Source organism: Flavobacteriales bacterium (assembly GCA_025210805.1).
Taxonomy (GTDB): domain Bacteria; phylum Bacteroidota; class Bacteroidia; order Flavobacteriales; family CAJXXR01; genus JAOAQX01.
The window spans coordinates 46,297-61,757 of record JAOAQX010000016.1 but is presented as its reverse complement, the minus strand read 5'-3'; the positions used below and the strand labels follow the sequence as shown (position 1 = coordinate 61,757).

Annotated in this window: 16 protein-coding genes; 8 read left to right on the top strand and 8 right to left on the bottom strand. The window is 32.2% G+C overall.

Annotated features, from left to right (window positions below; all coding sequences use genetic code 11):
- Positions 1-308 precede the first annotated feature (308 nt).
- Entirely contained in the window at positions 309-1,373 is a 1,065-nt protein-coding gene (locus tag N4A45_06625; GenBank protein MCT4664893.1) for a hypothetical protein, read from the top strand.
- Positions 1,374-1,428: 55 nt separating this feature from the next.
- Positions 1,429-2,196, top strand: a complete 768-nt coding sequence (locus N4A45_06620; protein ID MCT4664892.1) for a tetratricopeptide repeat protein — start codon at positions 1,429-1,431, stop codon at positions 2,194-2,196.
- 52 nt (positions 2,197-2,248) lie between these two features.
- On the opposite strand, the gene N4A45_06615 is transcribed toward N4A45_06620, so the two are convergent.
- The gene (locus N4A45_06615) at positions 2,249-2,659 is read right to left on the bottom strand and encodes a BrxA/BrxB family bacilliredoxin (protein ID MCT4664891.1); all 411 of its coding nucleotides are present in this window, start codon (positions 2,657-2,659) and stop codon (positions 2,249-2,251) included.
- Between the two features lie 414 nt (positions 2,660-3,073).
- Between N4A45_06615 and N4A45_06610 the strand changes: the two genes are divergently transcribed.
- From N4A45_06610 to N4A45_06585, 6 genes are read left to right on the top strand one after another with little or no spacing between them, the layout of a single operon-like run.
- On the top strand, positions 3,074-4,051 hold the full coding sequence (locus N4A45_06610; GenBank protein MCT4664890.1) for a bifunctional phosphoglucose/phosphomannose isomerase: 978 nt from the start codon (positions 3,074-3,076) through the stop codon (positions 4,049-4,051).
- 8 nt (positions 4,052-4,059) lie between these two features.
- Positions 4,060-4,767, top strand: a complete 708-nt coding sequence (gene lipB / locus N4A45_06605; protein ID MCT4664889.1) for a lipoyl(octanoyl) transferase LipB — start codon at positions 4,060-4,062, stop codon at positions 4,765-4,767.
- 4 nt (positions 4,768-4,771) lie between these two features.
- Positions 4,772-5,644, top strand: coding sequence for a permease-like cell division protein FtsX (locus N4A45_06600; GenBank protein ID MCT4664888.1), 873 nt, complete (start codon positions 4,772-4,774; stop codon positions 5,642-5,644).
- A gap of 18 nt (positions 5,645-5,662) precedes the next feature.
- Entirely contained in the window at positions 5,663-5,905 is a 243-nt protein-coding gene (locus N4A45_06595) for a DUF3098 domain-containing protein (protein MCT4664887.1), read from the top strand.
- A gap of 6 nt (positions 5,906-5,911) precedes the next feature.
- A complete protein-coding gene (locus tag N4A45_06590) occupies positions 5,912-6,703 on the top strand; it encodes an undecaprenyl-diphosphate phosphatase (GenBank protein ID MCT4664886.1) in 792 nt (263 codons plus the stop codon).
- 11 nt (positions 6,704-6,714) lie between these two features.
- Positions 6,715-7,779: a glycosyltransferase gene (locus N4A45_06585; protein ID MCT4664885.1), complete on the top strand. Its 1,065-nt coding sequence runs from the start codon at positions 6,715-6,717 to the stop codon at positions 7,777-7,779.
- On the opposite strand, the gene N4A45_06580 is transcribed toward N4A45_06585, so the two are convergent.
- The 7 genes from N4A45_06580 to N4A45_06550 all read right to left on the bottom strand — a co-directional run bounded on the left by N4A45_06580 (position 7,735) and on the right by N4A45_06550 (position 15,431).
- Positions 7,735-8,445 carry a Crp/Fnr family transcriptional regulator gene (locus tag N4A45_06580; protein ID MCT4664884.1) on the bottom strand — a complete coding sequence of 237 codons (711 nt, stop codon included), beginning with the start codon at positions 8,443-8,445 and terminating at the stop codon, positions 7,735-7,737. The two genes, N4A45_06585 and N4A45_06580, sit on opposite strands and share 45 nt — an antisense overlap.
- 125 nt (positions 8,446-8,570) lie before the next feature.
- Entirely contained in the window at positions 8,571-9,284 is a 714-nt protein-coding gene (locus N4A45_06575; protein MCT4664883.1) for a T9SS type A sorting domain-containing protein, read from the bottom strand.
- A gap of 166 nt (positions 9,285-9,450) precedes the next feature.
- Positions 9,451-10,716, bottom strand: a complete 1,266-nt coding sequence (locus N4A45_06570; protein ID MCT4664882.1) for an ABC transporter permease — start codon at positions 10,714-10,716, stop codon at positions 9,451-9,453.
- A gap of 1 nt (position 10,717) precedes the next feature.
- Positions 10,718-11,950 carry a peptidoglycan DD-metalloendopeptidase family protein gene (locus N4A45_06565; protein MCT4664881.1) on the bottom strand — a complete coding sequence of 411 codons (1,233 nt, stop codon included), beginning with the start codon at positions 11,948-11,950 and terminating at the stop codon, positions 10,718-10,720.
- Positions 11,931-12,662 carry a DUF4292 domain-containing protein gene (locus N4A45_06560; protein ID MCT4664880.1) on the bottom strand — a complete coding sequence of 244 codons (732 nt, stop codon included), beginning with the start codon at positions 12,660-12,662 and terminating at the stop codon, positions 11,931-11,933. Before N4A45_06560 ends, N4A45_06565 begins: the two co-directional genes overlap by 20 nt.
- A gap of 26 nt (positions 12,663-12,688) precedes the next feature.
- Positions 12,689-14,425, bottom strand: coding sequence for a tetratricopeptide repeat protein (locus N4A45_06555; GenBank protein ID MCT4664879.1), 1,737 nt, complete (start codon positions 14,423-14,425; stop codon positions 12,689-12,691).
- A complete protein-coding gene (locus N4A45_06550) occupies positions 14,418-15,431 on the bottom strand; it encodes a sugar phosphate nucleotidyltransferase (GenBank protein MCT4664878.1) in 1,014 nt (337 codons plus the stop codon). The genes N4A45_06555 and N4A45_06550 overlap by 8 nt, the downstream gene beginning before the upstream one ends.
- Positions 15,432-15,461: the final 30 nt, after the last annotated feature.

Below are 15,461 nucleotides of genomic sequence, written 5' to 3'. Positions count from 1 at the left end.
TCTAACAAACAAGAAATTCAGTTGGATATTCCATCTGGTATTTATTTGATAGAAATGGATAATGGCAGACAAAAGCTGATTAGAAAAATAGTGAGAAAATAAGAATGAATTTAGGTTGTTTTTATTCAAAAATGAGTGTTTGTATTGCATAAACACTCATTTTTTGTTACCGTTTAGGGTATTAAACTTAAGAGTTGCTTAGCCATCAGACTCCTATAAATAAAGTTTACTGATGCTTAATGCCAAATGATATAAAATATTTGGCGATTAAGAGAAGAAAAAATGTATATTCACCAATAAAAACAAGAATGCAAAAGAATTTATTTGCGATTATTTTAGCGAATTGTATGATATGCGTGTTCTTTTCATGTTTAAATCCCGAAAGTGAGAAAATGGATATATCAGGAGTCTGGATCGGAGGCGGACGTGCGGTTGATTCAGGGTTGTATTATCCCATTTCACAGGTTTTAAATTTTCAAAATAATGGAATATTAAAAACCCAAACATTGGATGGGAAACAGTATGAATTGGATTACTTTTTTGATCACAGCTTTTTGATATTAAATGAGGATACTATTGCTGCTTCGGATATTTTAGAAGAAGGGGTTTTGAATTTTGGTAACTATTCCATTAAAAAAATACTTGTTGATCAGCAAAATTTGGCAGGAAAATCAATAGAAGCACTTCTCAAACAATATAATTGGGAAAATAAAACTGAAATTCTTCAATTTGAAACAGACCGTGTGTATTCTCTGGAAAAGAAAACAGGTATAGCAAATGTTTTTTGTTATCAATTTGGAGAAATGGAAAATGCTTACTTTTTACAGAAAAAAGGCAGCCCTTTAGATTGTAATGGATATAATCAGTTTTTAGAACAAATTCTAAGTATTTCGAAAGAGGAAATGAACGTGTTGAGATGGGAGGGGGATCATTTTGAAAAAATTAGATATAGAAGCCAAGAAAAAACAAATCTCGAATCCAAAAAAGGTTTTCAAGTATGTAATCAGTTTTTGGCAAAAAACCATTTGGGGAATTATTATTTCAGTACAAAGGCAAAATATTCTAGTGGACTTTATGGAATACAAAAAATAGTTTCTCAGCAGTATCATGCTCCAAATTTGAAAGAAAATGGTTTGGTAAGAATACGTTTTGTGATTAATTGTATAGGAGAGACGGGAAATTTTGAAGTTTTGGAACTCGATAAAGACTACCGAGAAAAAACTTTTAACTCAAATATTCCTCAACAGCTACTTAGTATTTGTAAAAAACTCACGTCTTGGGAACCGGGCATGGCATCGGGAACATCCGTAGATTCTTATAAATTTCTAACATTCAAAATAAAAAATAGTGAAGTCATTGAGATATTTCCTTAGCAGTTTATTCATTTTTTGTGTTTGTCAATGTGATTCTAAAAAGTCCGATAATCAGATGGATTTCACACATCTTAAGCAAACAGAAAAAGAAAATCTTATAAACAGAATACAAGTAGATGTAGATAATAAAAGACCTTTTCAGGGTAGCATTATTCATCAAAGAAGGTGTGATTCTCTTATTGCGTTGGGTCATAATATTTCGGGAGCTTTGCAAGAAAAATCAACACCTTTTACGAAAAGTGGAGATTATCATATCGCTTTTCCTTACCTAGAAAAAGCGGCTGAAATAAACCCTAAAAATGCCTTGTATTATTATTCATGGCTTCTTTTGTACTATTACCGAGATTATGAAAGAGCATTTTTTAGACTGAATCAATTCGATGATCTGACCCCAAATGAAGTGGATTATGCTTGGGGAGAAAACGTCAATTATTTAAAAGGATTGGCATTAAAACAAATGGGACGATTTGAAGAAGCTACTCAAGAATTTTCTAAAGTAATACAAGATGAAGGAAAGATGGTGGACCCTTACACTTTTTTATATCGGGGGATTTCTTATGCTAAAATGGATTCTTTGGATTTAGCCATAAAAGATTACGATTTGGCGATTCAGTATTATGATAAATGCGCAGCGGCGTATTATTGGAAAGCTGAGGCACTTCGAAAAACAAAAGATACTATTCAAGCAATTGAGAATTATCATCAAACTAAAGAATTGATTAATAACGGATATTATAAAATCGATAGTTATGTTGAGTGCTTTGATATCCCTGTTTTAGAACAAGTAGTAGATAGGCTTCAAGAAATTTCTCTAAAAAAATAAACTCCCTCTAAATTAATAGAGAGAGTTTGAAAAAATATTAAAGAATAACATCCTAAAGCTCGTCAAAAGCTTCAGTTAGATTATTGCAAATTAAAGAAGCATCTCTACCCTCAATATGGTGTCTTTCTAAAAAGTGAACCAATTCTCCATCTTTAAACAAAGCAATTGAAGGAGATGAAGGAGGGAAAGGAAGCATATACTTTCTTGCTTGAGCGGTAGCTTCGCCATCTTGTCCTGCAAAAACAGTAACAAAATTGTCGGGAGTTTTTGCGTGTTTAGAAGAGGCAATTACTGCAGGTCTTGCATTGGCAGCAGCACATCCACAAACGGAATTTACTAAGACCAATGTGGTTCCTTCTTTTTGTCCTAATATATTGTCAACAGCTTCTGTTGTCTTTAGTTCTGTAAAACCAGCATCAACTAATTCTTGACGCATTGGAGCTACTAATTCTTCTGGATACATTTTCTTTTGGTTTAAAAATTGAACCTCAAAATTACGAAAATTATTGAGGAAGAATACGTGTTATAAATCTCAAAAAGATGTTCATTTTTTTGATTAATGGGGAGTCTGAAAATATTTTCAATGGCATAATTGCTTAGAAACTCAAAAAGTAGAGTCATTTTTAATTTTACGATCAGTGAGGTAGACTCTTCAATTGGGATAAATACTTCAGAACGGCCTTTTTAAAAACCCTTTATTTTCATTGATATCCTGAGTTTTTTGACCAATAAAAAACCAATGGATTTCTTCAGTATTCCCAATATTTTGAATTATCTTCGTTGGGTTATTTTATTGTAAAATTTATTTAAGAATGCGATTTTACACCAAAGAAGTTTAGTAAGAATTTGTAAATTGCGTTTCGAGAAACATTGCTTTATGAAAAAATTAGTAGAATCATTTGTTTACCAGCTTAATGAAGCTTTTGAGATTGCTCAAAAAATTGATGTAAAACCCAATAATGGGATTCAAAATATAGTAATAACAGGTTTAGGAGGATCTGGTATTGGAGGAGGAATTGTAAAAGATTTAACTTATAACACCGTTAATATTCCTATTACGCTCAATAAGGGGTATGAATTACCTGCTTTTGTAAATGAGAATACCTTAGTTGTTGTTTCATCTTATTCAGGAAATACAGAAGAAACCGTAATATGCATGAACGAAGCACTGGAGAAAAAAGCACATATCTTTTGTGTGAGCTCAGGAGGACAAGTTATTGAGAAATCAAAAGAATTAGGATTGGATTATATCCAAGTGCCAGGAGGAAATTCTCCTCGTGCGATGCTTACCTACTCTATAGGTCAGTTAATTTTTGGTTTAAAAAAATATGGATTCATCGATTTAGATGTTGAAAATATGTGGCGTGAAGCTGTTGAATATGTTCAAGCAGAACAAAACAGTATCAAAGAACAAGCCTTAGAATTAGCAAAGTATTTTTACAAAAAGAAACCCGTACTTTATGGAGTTGATAAATTTGCAGGAGTAACAGAAAGATTCCGTCAACAAATAAATGAAAACTCAAAAATGTTATGCTGGCACCACATTGTACCAGAAATGAACCATAATGAGCTAGTAGGGTGGACAGAAGATCATCCAGATTTGGCTGTTTTGTTTATGCAAAATGAATTAGATCATCCAAGAAATACAACAAGATTTAGTTTGAACAACGAAATAATTTCTAAATACGCTGAAACAAAAGTGATGTATTCTACGGGTAAAAACCAACTAGAAAACACTTGGTTTTGGATTCATTTAGGAGATTGGGTTTCAGTTTTTCTTTCAGAAATGAATGAAGTTGATCCTGTAGAAGTCAATGTGATTGATTATTTAAAATCAGAATTAGGAAAGTCTTAATAAAGCACATGAAGAAAGTCTATTTCAAAAATCTAGGGAAAATTGAATATCAAGAAGCCTGGGATTTACAAGAAAAACTTTTTAAAGAAATTGTAGATCAAAAATCTGCAAATAGAAAACTACCCACAGAACAACAAAAGCCTACACCAGGGCATTTGTTGCTTTGTGAGCATCCTCATGTTTATACCTTAGGAAAAAGTGGACATCTCAATCACTTGTTGATAAACAATGAACAACTAAAGGAAGCAGGCGCTACATTTTTTAAAATAAATCGTGGTGGTGATATTACCTATCATGGACCTGGGCAAATAGTTATTTACCCTATTATCGATTTGGATAATTATTTTACAGATATCCATAAATATTTACGATTCCTAGAAGAGGCTGTTATTCAAACTTTAGCAGACTACGGAATTTCTGCAGAAAGGAGTGAGGGAGAAACAGGAGTTTGGCTAGATGTGGGAACACTCAATGCCAGAAAAATTTGTGCCATGGGCGTACGTGCAAGTCGCTGGGTTACCATGCATGGATTGGCATTTAATATAAATACCGATCTGAAGTATTTTAATAATATCATCCCATGTGGTATAACAGATAAGGCGGTGACTTCTTTAGATATCGAACTGAGAAAAAAAGTAGATATGAAAGAAGTAGCCGAAAAACTTATAGACAAGCTTACAGCACTCTTTGAGTTTGAATTAATAGAAGAAGCATAATAATATGAAAACATCCAAAAGAACATCCAAACGAGTTACTTGGGCATCCATCATTGTGGTGGTGAGTAGTACTATTTTGTTATTGATGCTTTTGCTTTGGGTGAATTTTATGTTTTCTGCCCAAAAATTTTCTCAAGACATCAAGGAAGAAATTGTATTCACAGTTTTCGTAAAGCAAGATGCTAAACCATTGGCAAAAAAGTCTTTTGAAAAAAAGGTCAAAAATCTCACAGGTGTAAAAGAAGTCAGATACGTGAGCAAAGAGGATGCTGCCGTAGAGATGAAAAAGAACTTAGGAGAAGATATTATCGGAATTTTGGATTTTAATCCACTTTTTGATGCCTATGATATTCGCTTTAAGTCTTCATTTGTAAGTATTGAAGGACTCGAAACAATAGAAAATAAACTCAAAAAAGAATCTATTGTACAGGATATCGTATATGATAAGTCAATTCTTTATGGTGTCACTAAAAATATTGGAAAAATAAGTTTGATATTTATCGGTGTATCCGTTTTTTTATTAATCATTGCTGTAGTTCTGATTTATAACTTTATCCGTTTGGCAGTTTACTCAAAGCGGTTTTCAATAAGAACGATGCAGCTTGTGGGAGCTTCCAGCAGCTTTATTCAAAAGCCATTCTTAAAGCAAAGTATCGCTATAGGGATCGTTTCAGCACTTTTGGCTATCGGACTAGGATATTTGACACTTGAATATATCAATAAACAAGTACCGAGTTTCACTTTTTTATCGAATATTAACCAATTTCTACTGAGTGCTTCTGTTATCTTTGTATTCGGAACTTTATTATTTTTAGTCAGTTCTTTTTTTGCAGTACGCAAGTATTTGCATGCAAAATTATCTGAACTTTATCTTTAAACAAAAACACATTCTAAAATGGAAAACCAAGAAAATAACACCCCATTATTTGGAAAAAGAAATTATCAATTATTATTTTTAGGACTTATTATCACAGCCATAGGGTTCATCCTAATGATCGGAGGTGGATCAGAAGACGGAGTGTCTTTTAATGAAGATATTTTTAGTTTCCGAAGAATCACTTTGGCGCCTATTATTATCCTTGTAGGATTGGTTGTGAAAGTAGTAGCTGTTCTGAAAAATTTTGACAATAAGAAATAATTTTCAATGGAATTATTGGAAGCAATTATCCTTGGAATTATTCAAGGGTTAACAGAGTTTTTACCTGTTTCATCAAGTGGTCATATAGAACTTGCAAAGGCAATTTTTGGAACCACATTAGACGAAGACAAAAACTTATTATTCACCATTATCTTGCATTTTGCAACGGCTCTTTCAACAGTAGTCGTTTTTAGAAAAGATATTTTGGATATTTTTAAAGGACTCCTAAAATTTGAAAACAATGAATCTTTTCAATTTTCTTTGAAAGTAGTCTTATCTATGATTCCAGCAGCAAGTGTTGGAGTGTTTTTAGAAGAATATTTTGATAAAGCCTTTGCAGGAAACCTTCCTCTCATTGGTCTTATGCTGATAATAACTGCTGTACTTCTTTATTTTGCAGATAAAGCTAAAGATACGGGGAAACCAGTATCTACCAAAGATGCAATAATTATTGGCGTTTCTCAAGCGATTGCAATTTTACCCGGAATATCGAGATCTGGTGCAACCATTTCTACTTCTGTATTATTAGGAAATGACAGAGCAAAAGCTGCAAGATTCTCCTTCTTGATGGTAATTCCTTTAATTCTAGGTGCGATGTTAAAAAAAGCACTTGATTTAAACTCTTCTCATATAGAGGTAGATTATGCTTATTTGGGCGTAGGATTTATAGCCGCCTTTTTTACAGGTCTGTTGGCTTGTAATTGGATGATAAAGCTTGTTAAGAATAGTAAGTTAGTTTATTTTTCTGTATATTGCCTTATCGTTGGACTAATAGCATTGCTTTATAGTCTAGCGTAAGCAATAATACTATGGAAAGAACATTAATCGCATCTTTAAACTGGGGCTTAGGTCACGCAACTCGTTGCGTCCCGATAATTGAAAAAGAACTGGAAAATAAAAACCAAGAAGTCATCATAGCCTCTTCTGGAGTTGCTTTGGAATTTCTTTTAAATCGTTTTCCAGATATTCCTTTTATAGACTTACCCGATTATCAAATTAGATACCATAAAAATTTTCCAGTTTGGTTGTCTATAGTATTTCAATTCCCACGTATTGTAAAAACAGTTTATAACGAGCATAGAAGTTTAAAAGCTTTAAATAAGCAGTTACAATTTTCAAAGATAATTTCAGACAATCGTTATGGAATTTGGCTTCAAGGTGTTCCGTCTAATATGCTTATTCATCAAGTGAATATCTCTACAAAGTGGCGACTAATTGATCGAGTTGTTAATGGGATTCATCAAAAATATTTAAGGGAATATTTTGATGAATTATGGGTGCCAGATTTTAAAGAGGAACAGACCTCTTTAGGAGGATATCTAACACATGGTCACTTTCCACACCTAAAGATTAATTATATAGGGCCTTTGTCTCATCTCAATCAAAAAGAAGTATCGATTCCTAAAAAAGAGGGGAAACGTATTTTTGTATTGATATCTGGAAACGAACCTAAGCGGACTCGTTTTGAAAAAAGAGTTCTGAAGGTAATGGATAATGAAGAACTTTTAAACGAAATTGATACAATTGTTGTAGCAGGAGGAAAAGTAGGTAAATCAAAGAAGTCTAAGAAGAATCAAGTAAAAAGTTCTAAAATCCAGTATCATGCTTTTATGAATGCTGATGAATTGGCAGCTGAATTGACAAATTCTGATATAATAATTTGCCGAAGTGGATATTCAAGTCTTATGGATATTTATCCATTTTTAAAACAGAAAAAAATTATTCTGATTCCAACACCTGGACAAACAGAGCAAGAATATTTAGCAGAATATTGGGCAGAAAAAAATCCAAACGTTGTTTGGATTCCAGAATATCAAGTGTCTAAAAAATTAATCGTAAACATTTCCGATTCTAGCGAGCTTGTTCGGCTTTAGAATTCGGATATTTTTCCCTTTTAATTCTATTATTTCATCTTTCTTGAGTTCTGATAACAAGCGTATGACAGATTCTGTAGCTGTACCCACAAAGCTGGCAATTTCTTCTCTTGTTAATTTAATATCAAGATAGTTTTCTTCATTGTTTCCAAAGGTCGCTTCTAATATCAATAAAACTTCAGCTAAGCGTTCTCTAACGGTTTTTTGAGCTAAGTTTGTTATGATTTTATTGGCTTCACCTATTTCATGACAAGCAATTTCCATAATTTTCCTCGAAAACATATTATTACTCGCAATAGTATTGAAAATAAAGCTTTTAGGGATAAAGCATACCGAGGTGTCATCTAAGGCTGTGGCTGTCACAGAAAGTGGCTCATCACAAAGCATAGATTTATAACCAATCATATCCGATGTTTTTGCAAATCGGATAATTTGTTCTTTACCTTCTACACCTATTCTGGATAACTTTACTTTTCCATTATGAATACAATAAACTCCAGGTATTCGGCTTTCCTCTTGAAATAGAATCTGTCCTTTTTTATAAAAACCACATGATTTAATAGTTGAGAGTTGATCTACCTCATCTTTTCGTAAGTCTGCAAATACTGAGTGTTTTTTGTGCTTGCAATTATCACAGCTAGGAATACTAGAGCTACTAATTTTCATTATCTTCTTGGTTGGTTCTAGCAAAAATAGTTGATTTTTTAGAATAAAAAAAATCCCTTAATTCTTTTTGAATTAAGGGATTTATATGGAATAAATAGAAATTATGACTTAATTTCTATCAAAAATTATTTCGAGAATTTACCTCTTGCCATAATTCTGTAGTTGGCATTCAAAGTAAATACATAGTTTCCAGAAGCTAACTCAGAAACATCTACTTGGTTTACTCCGTTTACAACATCTACAGTTTTTACAACTCTACCAGACATATCGCTGATCTCAAGAATAGCAGCATCGTTTGTGATGTTGATATTCAATACATCTTGTACTGGATTTGGGTAAACATCTACTTGTGCATAGTAAACTTCGCTTACTTCTACATTGTAAAGTTTAGAACAAGCTTTGTTATTGTTGTTATCTGTTTCAGTGATTCTTGCAAGAGTATCTACTGGTTGAACAAGCTCAAATAATACAACATCTTTACAAATTTGCCAGTGAACGCTTACACTATCAGCAATATTTTGATCTGCAATTACAAAATGAGCTGGTAAAGCAAATGTATCACCTACTGTCAAAGTATTTGCAAAACGTACATTTCTATATCTTGTGTTGTTTTGTCCAATGTTAAAGTAGTAAGGTCCCATTTCTAAACCGTAGTTAAATACAGTATTAGTGTCTAAATCTACAGTACCTGTATTGATTACTCCACCACGCATTAGGATTGTATCTCCTACATTATACGTTGTGTTACCTGTAGGTGAAAACATAATTACTTCCACATCTTTTTGAGCAAAAGTTACCATAGATACCATGGCAAACATAGTTAATAAAAGTTTTTTCATCTTTTCGTTCTTTTTGATTAATAATCCTCAAATTTATGTAAAAAATAATGGAATATAAATGTTAAAGAATGCTATATGAAGAAATTGATAAGGAAACTTTATTTTTTATAAAAGATATTAGTTGTACAAAACCCTCGAAATGGAGATCGAAAAAAGTATCGAATTTTTATTTTGAAGCAATGGCTTTCACAGGGTGCATATTAGCGGCCTTTGCCGCAGGAAAAACACCTGATAAAACACCTACAATTAACGAGATTATTATTCCAAGGTAAACATTATTGTTACTTAGGATTAAATTAAATGGAATATCAAGATGATTATTTGAGTAATTGAATACAAGCTGAACAAATAGGAGAGAGAGCACACCTCCAAGGAAACTGAGAATAATAGATTCAAATAAAAACTGTATTAATATATAAATCTTTGGGGCTCCCAATGCCTTTTGAATTCCTATTTCACCTGTACGTTCTTTTACTGACACCGACATAATATTAGAAATCCCAAAGGTTCCTACTAAAAGTGCAAATAATCCAATAATTCCACCCACAGAGTTCATGATTGCAAATACAGGCCCGATCATTTCCTGAATCATTTCCGAAGAAATCGTCGAAAAATTATTCTTTTGGTAGGGTTTTAATTTTCGGATAGAACGATATTTTTGTTCTATTTCAGATTTTAATAGCGTTAAACTAACACCTTCTTTTGGTTTTGCAATATAAGAGGCATCAAAACGATCAGACTCTAGGTTGATAATTTTTCCAAGTGTTTTTGCTGGTAAATACAGCATAGAACCCCCGTTTTGATTGAACATAGATTTTCCTTGTCTTTTAAGGATTCCAATGATGGTATATTTTTTTCCTCGATAGTGTACTTCTTGGCTGAGAGCTCCTCTAATAGGATATAAAATATCACTTATTTCTTTGGAAATAATGGCAACATTTCCAGCAGTGTTTTGTTCTAGTTCTGAGAAATATCTACCTTCTTCAACATTGATTGTACTTGTTTGAGAAAAATTTTGGGTAACGCCCATAACGACCACATTTTCTACAGACGTTTTTGGCGTTTTAATAGTAATTCCTTCTTCTCCAGCTAGAAAAGAAATGGCTTCCACAGATGTGCAGAGCTTTTCCAATTTTTTTGCTTCTGAAATAGAAAGTGCAGGCCTCCCTTTTTGCTTAATAAAGTCGGCTCTTGTTTTGATGTCAAAAAAACTCATTTTCTTTACAAAAATGACATCTTTACCTATTTGCTCTATATCATTTTGAATATTTCGCTCTAAAGAATCTACAATTGCAAATATGATTACCACCGAAAATATTCCGATAATTATACCGAATAAAGATAGTGAAGTTCTTAATTTGTGAGCAATTAAGGAATAAGTTGCAAAATTAAAAGCTTCTTTGATGATATTTACAAGATTTCTTAACCACATATTACTTTTTCTTGAGCCAGTGTTCTGGGTTTACTTTAGTTTCACCTTTTTTGTTTTCTTTCCATATTTGGAAATTTAAAACAGCTTCTTGTGCTTTTGTCCCAAATACACTTCCTATGATTTGTCTTGCTTTTACTTTTTGTCCTCTTTTAACAGAGGTATCTTTTAGGTTTGCATAGATCGTAACATATTTTCCATGTCTGATAATTACACCTTTTGTTCCGTTGGGTAGCACGATTACCGAGCTCACTTTTCCGCCAAAAACACTCTTTACGGATTCTTTTTCGTTTGTGCTTATTTCGATCCCGTTGAAGGTTTGAAAGATATTGGGGAGCGTAGGATGACGATGTTTTCCAAATCTATTTTTGATTCTACCTTTACTAACAGGCCAGGGCAGAATTCCTTTGTTTTTTTCAAACCTTGATGAAACCAGTTTTGTTTCGGGTAGATCTAAATAGTCCACGGCCTTTTTTCCCGATTTCTTAGGCTTTTTCTTTCTTTTAGCACGTTCTGCTGCTATTATTTCCCTAATTTTTTTATTTAAACTATCTCTTTGTTTTTTCTTTTTGAGATACTGAGCATATAGATCTTGTTCTTGCTTTTTATTTTTAGAGAGTAATTTGTTAAGCTCTTTTTGATCTGATACTAACTCTTGTTTAGCTTGTTGGTTTTTCTCTTTTAATGCTTCTTTTTCATTTACTTTTTTGTTAAGCACCAAGATTTTTTGCTGTAGTTTATTTTGTTCTTCAATCAATGCCTTTTTCTGGTTTTTACGATAATCACCATATTGTTTTAGATAATAATATCTTTTATAGGCATCTTGTAGATTTTTTGAATTAAATATAAAAACCCAATTATTTGAATTCTTACTTTGTTTCTGAAGACTTTGTAGTGTTGTTGCAAAATCTTTTTTTAAAACATCAAGACTTTGTTTTGAAGTTTTAATATTTTTTTCTTTGGTTTTTATTTGATATTCTAACACCGAAAGTTCTTTTACAATGGTGTTTATCAGTTTTTTTCGGTAGCCAACTTTATCTTTGATGAGTTTTAAATTTTGCTCAAAACTTCTCCTTTCTTTTTTGTTTTCTTTAAGTTGTTTGTTTATTCTAGTCAGTTCTTTTTGAATAGATTGCAGTTCGTTTTTTAAGCTTTGTTTATTTTGCCCAATTGCCCAAGAACTATTTAGCAAAATTGCCAAGACAAGTGTCAATAATTTATAACTCAATCTTTTCATATTTAGAACTTACTTTAAAAGGCATACTAATTTCAGAATCTACTTTAACACTTTGAGAGACAAGGCTTCCTTTATAAATACTTTTGGTTTGTAACTCAAATAAACTCTCTTCTGGAATAAAACCTTCGATAAAGTTATCAGAATATTGGAAACTCGCACTCATTTTACCCTTAAAATCTGCAAAACTTTGTGAATTCAAAATCGCATTCTCAATGAAATAAGTCATTTTTAAGTGCTCATTTGCTTGAGATATTTTGAAAGAATTATCGTTTATTTCATAAGAGCTATTCTTCGAAATAGGGTTTAATATCTGACCTAGAATGAGTTTTTGAAAATGCTGAATATTATAATTTGTATGGTATTTTTTATTCCATTTTTCAAAATTCAACACATAATTTTTTTTATTCTTTTTATCTAAAAGAGATATTTCCTTTTGATCAATTTTGGCACGTAAAACCTCCATACCTAAAAAGGTAGCTGAGATCCAAATCTTCTCATTGTTTTGAATTCTCATTGTTTGTCTTAGCGTAATCCCTATAGGTTTTTTTGCCACAAGTTTTCCTTTTATTTCTAAGGTTTTGAATGCTTTGTGGTTTTCCGTAAGTTTTTTGTTGAGTTCCTCAAATTTCACATAAATCTTTTCTCTCTCTTTTTTTTCTTTGGATTTAAAAATATTACAAGACTCAAAAGCTAGAAGAGACAGCAAGCTCATGAGATAAAATATTCTTTTGGTAAAAATCATAGGTTCTTTATTTTTTGCTCAATTTCTGCGAGTTGGTGCGCGTTTTCGGTATTTTCCTTCATGAAATTCAACTGTTTTTTAGCTTCGGCAGTTTTCTGTAAATCAATATAACAATTGGCTATTTGAATTTCAATATCAAAATCAAACGCTCTTTTCGCCTTCTTGGCATTCAAAAATTGCTCCAAAGCTTTTTCTTTTTTTCCCATTTTATAGAAAACATAACCGTAAGTGTCTAGAAAAGAAGGACTAATTTTGTGTGATTCTAAAGCTTTCTCAATCAACTTGAGTGCTTTGTTTAGCTCTTGGTTGTTTTGGGCAAGGAAATAACTATAATTATTGAGTGTTGTTGCATCATTGGGTTTAAGCGCTAATGCTTGCTCATAATGAGATAACACTATTTTATTTTTTGATAGAATACTTGCCAATTCAGCCGCTAAGCTATGCATCCTGAAAGCAATATCGGTTTCATCGGTAATGAAATCGAGACCTTCTATTAGAGTGTTTAAACCTTCGTTGTTTTTTTCTAAACCTTGACATGCAAGTGCTTTCCATAAATAGGTATTAGGGACATAAGAGTAACTCTCTATTGCCTTTTGAGAAAAGTCATAGGCTTCTTGAAGCTCAAATTCCACGAGGTTTGAGATAATTACTTTGCCATATAGATTGATGTTTTCCTCTTTTTCAAGGGCCTTTTTATACCAATGATTTTTTTCGGAAACATTTTTCATTAAGTCTCCTTTCAACTCATACAATGTGAAGTTTTCTGGAGATTGTTCTAAGAATATATTAACAATGGTTTGAAATTCTTTATTGCTTTTTGTACCCTTTTGTACGGCATGACGGTAGTATTCAATTACCGTGTTTCGTTCCTGTTCGTTGAGTTCTTTAGACTTGATTGCTTGTAATAAATATTTATCGGTATTTTCAATTTCTTTTTTGTTGTAATAATATCGAAAAAGTCCGAGTGCTGCATTACCGTTTTCGGGGTTTTGTTTAAGAATGTTTTCAAAAATATTTTTAGCTTGTTCAAGCTTTCCTAGTTTAAAGTAATAATCGGCTAAAAAGCTTTGGTACTCTGTGTTGTTGGGTATTTTTGAGACTAATTTTTCTATAGATTCTAATGCTTTGTCTTCTTTACCTAAAGTTTTGTAAAGGCTTACTTTCTCTTTGGTAGTTAATAAATCTTGCCCAAAATTTTCTTCAAAGATTTTGATTTGCTCAATGGCTTTTTGATATTTCTTATTGAGTTTTAAACATTCTATATAATTCCCTAAGTGTAAAGTGCTTTGGGGGAATTTATGTACAATTTGCTCTCTAAGCTTTTCTTCTTTGGAGTAGAGATATTCATGGTTGTATAAATCTGCCAAATGAATTTTGTACCAAATATTTTTTGCTTCTTTTTTTTCGGCTTTTTCTGCGTATTCTAGAGCTTTCCCAAAATCATTTTTTGAGATATTAAGTTTGGATAACTCAAAATCGATAACAGCCATTTCAGAAAATTGCTCAGAAGCAGTTTTTAGTATAGTTTCTCTTTCTTCTAGGTCACCTTTTACTTTGTGATCTAATGAAGCAAAAAACTGATTTTCAAAATTTATTTTGTCTTTTTGAGACTTGAAAGTTGTTTTTTGTGAAAAAGATGGGGTACTTACGCCCAATAGTAAATATACAAGAAGACCTTTGCCAAAAGAATTGGACAAAGGTCTAAATATATGATATAAGGCTTCTTTAGTCATTGATCATTCTACTATAATCACCAATACTCACTTTGTCGGATCCTCCTTTGAATTCCACAAAATTACCTATCATAGAGTCTCTAAGTATCGCTTGAAGAATGGTAGTTTCTTTTTGAATCAAACTATTTTTAATGATAGAATCTTTCACTTTAGAATTTTTTCCGATAGAAACGTTCGGTCCTACACAAGAATTTTCTAAAACTACATTCTCGCCTATATAACAAGGCTGGATAATCACAGAATTAATCAGTTCTACTTTAGAAGAAACAAGATTTAATCCTTCTTCGTATTTCATTTCTAAGATACGGTTATTGGCATGAATAGCCGCTCTTGGGTTTCCACAATCTAGCCATTCTTTTACATTTCCTACACCAAATTTTGCCCCTTTTTCTTTCATGTTCTCAAGAGCATGAGTAAGCTGGTATTCTCCACCTTGTTTGATGTCGTTATCCAAGAGATATTGTAATTCTTCTCTCAAGAATGTTCCATCTTTAAAGTAATATACCCCAATAATTGCATCTTTAGAGATGAGTTTTTTGGGTTTTTCAATAAAATCGGTGATATTATTGTCTTTATCTAGTTTTACAACACCATAGGCCTCTGGGTTTTCTACAGCTTGTACCCAGATCACTCCATCTTTTGTGAGATCTAGTTGGAAATCTGCTTTAAAAAGGGTGTCGGCAAATGCAACAATTACTTCTCCATCAAGGCATTGTTTTGCACACAAAATGGCATGTGCTGTTCCTAATGCTTCTTCTTGATGAAAAATATGACCTTTTGCTCCAATGTCTTGAGCTATTTGCTTTAGTTCAGCTTCTACTTCATCTCCAAAATCACCAATGATAAAAGCAATTTCAGAAATTGGTGAACCACAAACACTTGTGATATCTTTTACCAATCTTTCTACAATTGATTTTCCCGCTATTGGTACTAATGGTTTTGGTACAGTTAAGGTATGTGGTCTCAATCTAGAACCACGTCCAGCCATTGGGATGATAATTTTCATGTTGAATTTTTATTACAAGTTATTGTTTTT

What these genes read in the sequence shown, in the direction of transcription:
- N4A45_06555 (MCT4664879.1), bottom strand. Translation starts at nt 14,425, where the DNA reads ATGACTAAAGAAGCCTTATATCATATATTTAGACCTTTGTCCAATTCT.
- N4A45_06580 (MCT4664884.1), bottom strand. Translation starts at nt 8,445, where the DNA reads ATGAAAATTAGTAGCTCTAGTATTCCTAGCTGTGATAATTGCAAGCAC.
- N4A45_06595 (MCT4664887.1), top strand. Translation starts at nt 5,663, where the DNA reads ATGGAAAACCAAGAAAATAACACCCCATTATTTGGAAAAAGAAATTAT.
- N4A45_06575 (MCT4664883.1), bottom strand. Translation starts at nt 9,284, where the DNA reads ATGAAAAAACTTTTATTAACTATGTTTGCCATGGTATCTATGGTAACT.
- N4A45_06565 (MCT4664881.1), bottom strand. Translation starts at nt 11,950, where the DNA reads ATGAAAAGATTGAGTTATAAATTATTGACACTTGTCTTGGCAATTTTG.
- N4A45_06620 (MCT4664892.1), top strand. Translation starts at nt 1,429, where the DNA reads ATGGATTTCACACATCTTAAGCAAACAGAAAAAGAAAATCTTATAAAC.
- N4A45_06585 (MCT4664885.1), top strand. Translation starts at nt 6,715, where the DNA reads ATGGAAAGAACATTAATCGCATCTTTAAACTGGGGCTTAGGTCACGCA.
- N4A45_06550 (MCT4664878.1), bottom strand. Translation starts at nt 15,431, where the DNA reads ATGAAAATTATCATCCCAATGGCTGGACGTGGTTCTAGATTGAGACCA.
- N4A45_06625 (MCT4664893.1), top strand. Translation starts at nt 309, where the DNA reads ATGCAAAAGAATTTATTTGCGATTATTTTAGCGAATTGTATGATATGC.
- N4A45_06570 (MCT4664882.1), bottom strand. Translation starts at nt 10,716, where the DNA reads ATGTGGTTAAGAAATCTTGTAAATATCATCAAAGAAGCTTTTAATTTT.
- N4A45_06610 (MCT4664890.1), top strand. Translation starts at nt 3,074, where the DNA reads ATGAAAAAATTAGTAGAATCATTTGTTTACCAGCTTAATGAAGCTTTT.
- lipB (MCT4664889.1), top strand. Translation starts at nt 4,060, where the DNA reads ATGAAGAAAGTCTATTTCAAAAATCTAGGGAAAATTGAATATCAAGAA.
- N4A45_06600 (MCT4664888.1), top strand. Translation starts at nt 4,772, where the DNA reads ATGAAAACATCCAAAAGAACATCCAAACGAGTTACTTGGGCATCCATC.
- N4A45_06590 (MCT4664886.1), top strand. Translation starts at nt 5,912, where the DNA reads ATGGAATTATTGGAAGCAATTATCCTTGGAATTATTCAAGGGTTAACA.
- N4A45_06615 (MCT4664891.1), bottom strand. Translation starts at nt 2,659, where the DNA reads ATGTATCCAGAAGAATTAGTAGCTCCAATGCGTCAAGAATTAGTTGAT.
- N4A45_06560 (MCT4664880.1), bottom strand. Translation starts at nt 12,662, where the DNA reads ATGAGCTTGCTGTCTCTTCTAGCTTTTGAGTCTTGTAATATTTTTAAA.